The sequence below is a fragment of the Kitasatospora sp. NPDC054795 genome, from assembly GCF_053611565.1.
Genome location: NZ_JBSHAP010000111.1, coordinates 24,575 through 30,574, shown reverse-complemented (window position 1 = coordinate 30,574; position 6,000 = coordinate 24,575). Strand labels below are relative to the sequence as shown.

5 protein-coding genes are annotated in these 6,000 nt (G+C 74.0%); 1 reads left to right on the top strand and 4 read right to left on the bottom strand.

The window, feature by feature from the left end; all coding sequences use genetic code 11:
- Nucleotides 1–203 precede the first annotated feature (203 nt).
- Nucleotides 204–1,226 (bottom strand): class II fructose-bisphosphate aldolase, encoded by a 1,023-nt coding sequence (gene fbaA / locus ACWGJO_RS31550; protein WP_380541376.1) that lies wholly within the window; start codon nt 1,224–1,226, stop codon nt 204–206.
- A 383-nt stretch (nt 1,227–1,609) separates the two neighbouring features.
- Between fbaA and ACWGJO_RS31545 the strand changes: the two genes are divergently transcribed.
- Complete coding sequence (locus tag ACWGJO_RS31545) at nt 1,610–2,332, top strand: DedA family protein (protein WP_452188953.1); 723 nt, start codon at nt 1,610–1,612, stop codon at nt 2,330–2,332.
- Nucleotides 2,333–2,419: 87 nt separating this feature from the next.
- Here ACWGJO_RS31545 and pyrE read toward each other — a convergent pair whose 3' ends face one another.
- From pyrE to ACWGJO_RS31530, 3 genes are all read right to left on the bottom strand, one after another.
- Nucleotides 2,420–2,956, bottom strand: coding sequence for an orotate phosphoribosyltransferase (gene pyrE / locus ACWGJO_RS31540; protein WP_359897723.1), 537 nt, complete (start codon nt 2,954–2,956; stop codon nt 2,420–2,422).
- A gap of 44 nt (nt 2,957–3,000) precedes the next feature.
- A complete protein-coding gene (locus ACWGJO_RS31535) occupies nt 3,001–4,014 on the bottom strand; it encodes a hypothetical protein (protein ID WP_452188951.1) in 1,014 nt (337 codons plus the stop codon).
- Nucleotides 4,015–4,212: 198 nt separating this feature from the next.
- On the bottom strand, nt 4,213–5,859 hold the full coding sequence (locus ACWGJO_RS31530) for a polyamine aminopropyltransferase (protein ID WP_452188950.1): 1,647 nt from the start codon (nt 5,857–5,859) through the stop codon (nt 4,213–4,215).
- Nucleotides 5,860–6,000: the final 141 nt, after the last annotated feature.

Genomic DNA, 6,000 nt, shown 5'->3' with positions numbered 1-6,000 from the left:
CACCCATGCCGGGACCCTAGCGCGTGTCCGCCGCGCGGCACCGACGACGCCCGGGCGGCCCGGGCAGCCGCCCGCAGCGGAAGCGCGGGGGGCCCCCCCCCGGCGGGGGCCCCCCGGGGGCCCCGGCGGGGGCCACCCGTCCGTCACGTCACGTCCGGGGCGCGGGACTCACGCGGCCGTGAGCCCCGCGTCGGGCGCGGGACTCACTTCAGGCGCTTGCCCGCCGAACGCAGCTGCTCGGCGGCCTCGACCACGCGGGCGGCCATGCCGGCCTCGGCCAGCTTGCCCCAGGTGCGCGGGTCGTAGGTGTTCTTCTTGCCGACCTCGCCGTCGACCTTCAGCACGCCGTCGTAGTTGGCGAACATGTGGCCGGCCACCGGGCGGGTGAAGGCGTACTGGGTGTCGGTGTCCAGGTTCATCTTCACGACGCCGTTCTCCAGCGCGGTGGCGATCTCCTCGGCGCTCGAGCCCGAGCCGCCGTGGAAGACGAAGTCGAACGGGTCGGTCTTGCCGTACTGCTTGCCGATCGCGTCCTGGAGCTCGCGCAGCAGCTCCGGCTTCAGCACGACGTTGCCCGGCTTGTACACGCCGTGCACATTGCCGAAGGAGGCGGCCAGCAGGTAGCGGCCCTTCTCGCCCAGGCCCAGCGCCTCGGCGGTGCGCACGGCGTCGTTGACGGTGGTGTACAGCTCGTCGTTGATCTCGTGGGTGACGCCGTCCTCCTCACCGCCGGTCGGGGTGATCTCGACCTCAAGGATGATCTTGGCGGCGGCGGCCTGGGCCAGCAGCTCCTGGGCGATGCCCAGGTTGTCGGAGAGGGTCTCGGCCGAGCCGTCCCACATGTGCGACTGGAACAGCGGGTTCTCGCCCCGGGCCACGCGCTCGGCGGAGACCGCCAGCAGCGGGCGGACGTAGCCGTCCAGCTTGTCCTTCGGGCAGTGGTCGGTGTGCAGCGCGACGGTGACGTCGTACTTGGCGGCGACGATGTGCGCGAACTCGGCGAGCGCGACGGCGCCGGTCACCATGTCCTTGTTGTGCTGGCCGCCCAGGAACTCCGCGCCACCGGTCGAGATCTGGATGATGCCGTCGCTCTCGGCCTCGGCGAAACCACGCAGTGCGGCGTGCAGCGTCTGCGACGACGTGACGTTGATGGCCGGGTAGGCGAACTTGCCCGCCTTGGCCCGGTCCAGCATCTCGTTGTAGACCTCGGGAGTTGCGATGGGCATGCGATCCGCTCCTGTCGGGTTGCGGCGTACGGACGGTGCTGTCCGACGCTGTGTACGCCTTCGTGACGACTCCGTGCCGGCCCGCCGACGCGCGGCGTTGCGGTGTGGCTCTCCGGCACGTTCGCGGCGACCTGCGCGGTACGGCCATGAGGGTGGTGTGCCACCGCGGACCGGACGCCTGTGCCATCTTCCCAGACTCGTGCCCGCGGGTCAGCAGGAGCCCGCCATGCGGAACGTCGCACGACACGGGCGCACGGCGGCCGCGGGCGGCTCCGGCGGGCGGCCGGGGGCGTCCGCCACCGGGCGCCGTCGGCACGGTGCGCCCGCGCCGTGGGCACGGTGCGCCCGCGTGGTCGGCACGGTGCGCCCGCTATCCTGCGCCCGTGGACTACAACCAGCTGGCCGTCAACCTGCTTGACGCCAAATCCCTGATCTCGTCCCTCGGCGCCATCGGGCTGATCGCGATCATCTTCGCGGAGACCGGCCTGCTGGTCGGCTTCTTCTTCCCGGGCGACTCGCTGCTGATCCTCGCGGGTGTCGCCGCCTCGAACGCGGCCTCCTCGGTGCTCGGCGACGGTGCCAAGCTGCCGATCGCCGTCCTGCTGATCGGCTGCCCGATCGCGGCGATCGCCGGCGCCCAGCTCGGGCACCTGATCGGCGCCAAGGTCGGGCCGAAGATGTTCGACAAGCCCGATTCGAAGATCTTCCGACGCGACTACGTGGTGAAGGCGGAGGAGTACTTCAACAAGTTCGGCTCCGGCAAGGCCGTGGTGCTGGCCCGCTTCATGCCGATCATCCGCACCTTCCTGAACCCGGTCGCCGGCACCCTGGAGATGCCCGCCCGGACCTTCTTCCTCTGGAACGTGATCGGCGGCGTGCTGTGGACCGAGTCCATGCTGCTGATCGGCTACTTCTTCGGCGACGCGCTCGCCCCGGTGATCGACAAGTACCTGATCCCGGCGGTGCTGCTGATCGTCCTGCTGTCGATCTCGCCGATCCTGGTCGAGATCATGCGCGAGCGGAAGAAGAAGCGGGCCGGCATCGTCGCCGAGGTCGACGACGAGAGCCAGGTCCAGGCCGGCGGCGGCCGGCACCGGCGGGGCTGAGCGCCCGGAACTCCGGACACGGCGAGGGCCGGTGCTGTTTCACGTGAAACAGCACCGGCCCTCAGTCGTTCGTCGTACCGGACGGGATCAGAGACCCAGGTCGTCCAGGGTGTAGGCGGTCACGTACTCCAGGCCCTGGGCCTCCACGGCGGCCGCGCCGCCGCGCTCCACGATCACCGCGACGCCGACCACCTCGGCGCCCGCCTCGCGCAGCGCCTCCACGGCGGTCAGCACCGAGCCGCCGGTGGTGGAGGTGTCCTCGACGGCCAGCACCCGGCGGCCCTTGACCTCCGGGCCCTCGATCCGGCGCTGGAGGCCGTGCGCCTTGCCCGTCTTGCGGACCACGAAGGCGTCCAGCTGCTGCCCGCGCGCGGCGGCGGCGTGCAGCATCGAGGCGGCCACCGGGTCGGCACCCAGGGTCAGGCCGCCGACGGCGTCGTAGTCCAGGTGCGAGGTCGCGTCCAGCATCACCCGGCCGACCAGCGGGGCGGCCACGCCGTCCAGCGTGATCCGGCGCAGGTCGACGTAGTAGTCGGCCTCCTTGCCGGAGGAGAGGGTGACCTTGCCGTGCACGACGGCCTTGTCCTTGATCTGTGCCAGCAGGGCGTCGCGGTCGTTGCTCATGAGCGTTCAGTCTAGGCCCTGACGGTTCCCGCGGCGCTCCGGGCTCAGCGTCGGCGCAGCGCCCTGACCAGCACCACGGCGCCACCCAGCAGGGCCACCGAGCCGCCGATCACCCACGGCACCGCGCTGCGGCCGCCGGTGCCCGGCACCACGATCCCGCCGGCCTCGCCGCCCCAGCGGGACGCCGCCCGGGCCCGCGCGCTGCGGGCGGGCAGCGCCGGGGCGTACGGGCCGCGCGGCGGGGCGTGGTCCACCTCCTCGGCGGACCGGCCGACGATGCTGCGGCGCACCGGGCCGCTGAGCACCGGCTCCTCCTCGTACGCGAAGAGCGGTTCGGCGGGGAGCTCCTCGGCGACGCCGTCCTGCTCGGCGGAGCCGTCCGCGGCCCCGTCCTCGACGTCGTCCTCCTCGTCCTCGTCGTCGGCGGAGCCGGTGGGCAGGCCGAAGCGCTCGGCGTCGGCGTCGGAGAAGGCGATCAGGTCGGAGAGGTCGTCGTCCAGGTCGTCGCCGGGCTGGTCCTGGCGGTCCTCGATGAAGACCACACCGGCGTCGGCCCCGGCGTTCCCGGACCCGTCCTGCTCGGCGTCCTCCTCCTGGTCCTGCGGCTGCTCGCCCTCCGGGGCGACCAGCGCGGCGGCGAACCGGTCCAGCAGGCGGCGGCCGGTGGCGTCGAGGGTCTCCTCGTCGAACTCGGTCAGCCGGCCGGTGGCGCTCAGGTCGCCGGTGAAGCGGATCACCGCGGTGCCGTCCTCGGTGCCGTCCGCGACGCTGACCCGGACGGTGGCGGTCACCTCACCGGTGCCCCGGGCCTCCTCGCCCTCGGCGAGCACGGTCAGCACGCCCTCCCGGCCCCCGATCAGCGACAGCACGCCCTTGTACGTGATCGTGGAGCCGCCGATCCGCAGCTTCAGCCGGCCGCCGATCTCCTCGGCCGCACCGGCGCCGACCGCGGCCGGCTCGGTGCTCAGCCCCGGCACACTCCGCGCCAGCAGCGCCGGATCCTGCAAGGCCTGCCGGACCGGCTCGGCGGACAACGGGACGAGAACCTCATGCTCCATGTCACGGAGCCTACCGACTGGGCCGCGCCCGGTCCCTACCCACCACCACCGGATTTTCCCCGCCCCACCTGTTCCCTTGGCCGTCGCACCACCGCCGCGGCCGCCCGCACGGGCACCCGCCCCGGCCCGCCACGGGCGCGGGCCGGGGCTTCCGAGAAGAGGGTTCCCCGGGGCGGCCTCGGCGGGGGCCGGGCGGCCTCAGCGGGGACCGAGGAGGGTGAGGGCCGCCGGGGGGTGGGCCGGGCGGAGGGCGGTGAGGCGGGCGGTGGTGGCGTGGAGGACGTCGGGGGTGAGGGCGCGGGGCGCCGGGGCGTCGGGGGCGAGGGTGAGCGGGGGCCGGGTGGCGGCGGCGAGGAGGAAGTTCTGAGGGTCGTCCGGCGGGCCGGGGCGGCAGGCGGTGGTGGCGCTGCCCGGGACGGCGTACGGGGCGGTCTGCAGGCCCGTCGTCCGCAGACCGGACTCGATCTGCCAGAGGCCGTCCAGGTCGTTCCCGGCGCGGACGGCGATCCGGCCGCCGGGGGAGAGCAGCCGTGCGGCGAGGCCGTAGAACTCCTGGGAGTGGAACTTGACCGGCCCGCCGTCGGCCGGTGCCGGGAGGTCGGCGAGCACCACGTCGTACGGTCCGTCCCCGCCGGGGGCGCCGGCGCCGCGCAGCCAGGCCAGCGGGTCGGCCGCGGTGGTGCGGACCCGGGGGTCGTCCAGCGAGCGGCCGCCGAGGGCGGCGAGCCCGGGGTCGGTGCGGGCGATCCGGGGGAGGGCGGGGTCGGCGTCGACCAGCCGGACGGTGCGCACGCCCCGGTGCCGCAGCACCTCCCGCAGGGCGAGCCCGTCGCCGCCGCCGAGCAGCAGGATGCGGGCGTCCGGGCCGGCCGCCATGGCGGGGTGGACCAGGCCCTCGCTGCTCCGGTACTCGTCCGGCCCGCAGACCGCGAGCCGGCCGTCCAGGTAGAGCCGCAGGGGGCCCTCGGCGGGGCCGGTGAGCACGATCTCCTGGGACCGGCTGCGGGTGGCGTAGCGGACCTGGTCGCCGTACAGGGCGTGCCGGGCGGCGCGCTCGACGGCCTCGGAGCCGGCCGCGGCCGTCGCGAGCAGCGCGAGGACCAGCAGGCAGCCGCCCCAGAGCAGCCGTCGGATCCGGGGGGCGGGTTCCTCGCGGAACAGCCAGAGCACCACGGCCGCCCCGGCGACGGCGTTGACGGCTCCGGTGAGCAGGGCGCCGTCGCCCGGTCCGAGGGCGGGCATGATCAGGAACGGGAAGGCGAGGCCGCCGATCAGCGCGCCCACGTAGTCGGCGGCGAACAGGTCGGCGACGGCGCGTCCGGCGTCCTCGCGCCGGATCCGTTGGATGAGGGTCATCAGCAGGGGGATCTCGGCGCCGATCAGGACGCCGATCAGGCAGGTGAGGCCGACCATGGCGGCCTGGTAGCGGCCGATCCAGGCCCAGCAGGAGTAGAGCGCGAGCACGGAGAGTCCGCCGGTGAGCGCGAGCGCGCACTCGACGAGGGCGAAGGCGGTGGCGGGCCGGCTGGTGAACCGTTTGGCGAGCAGTGAGCCGAGGCCCATCGCGAACACCATGACGGAGAGCACGACGGAGGTTTGGGTGACCGTGTCCCCGAGCAGGTAGTCGCCGAGCGCCACGAGTTCGAGCTCGTAGACGAGTCCGCAGGCCGCGCAGACGAACGCGGCCAGCAGGACGGTCAGGCGGGCGAGCCGGGGGCTGGAGCGCAGCCGGGACCGACGGCGGGCGGGCGGGAGTGGGGCGAGGCCTTGCCCGGGCCGGGGTGGGGCGCCGTCGTCGGGGTCCACTCGCGGGCGTGCGGGCGGACCGGTCGGATGGTTGATCACGAACAAACGCTAGGGGACGTGCGGGACGGATGGATGCGCCCATCCGACGGACAGTGGGCGACGTCGGATTGACGAACCGTTCCTGCGTACGATTCGTAGGCCTGGGTCGGGCGGCCTACGGCCGGATCGGTGTTCCGGTCC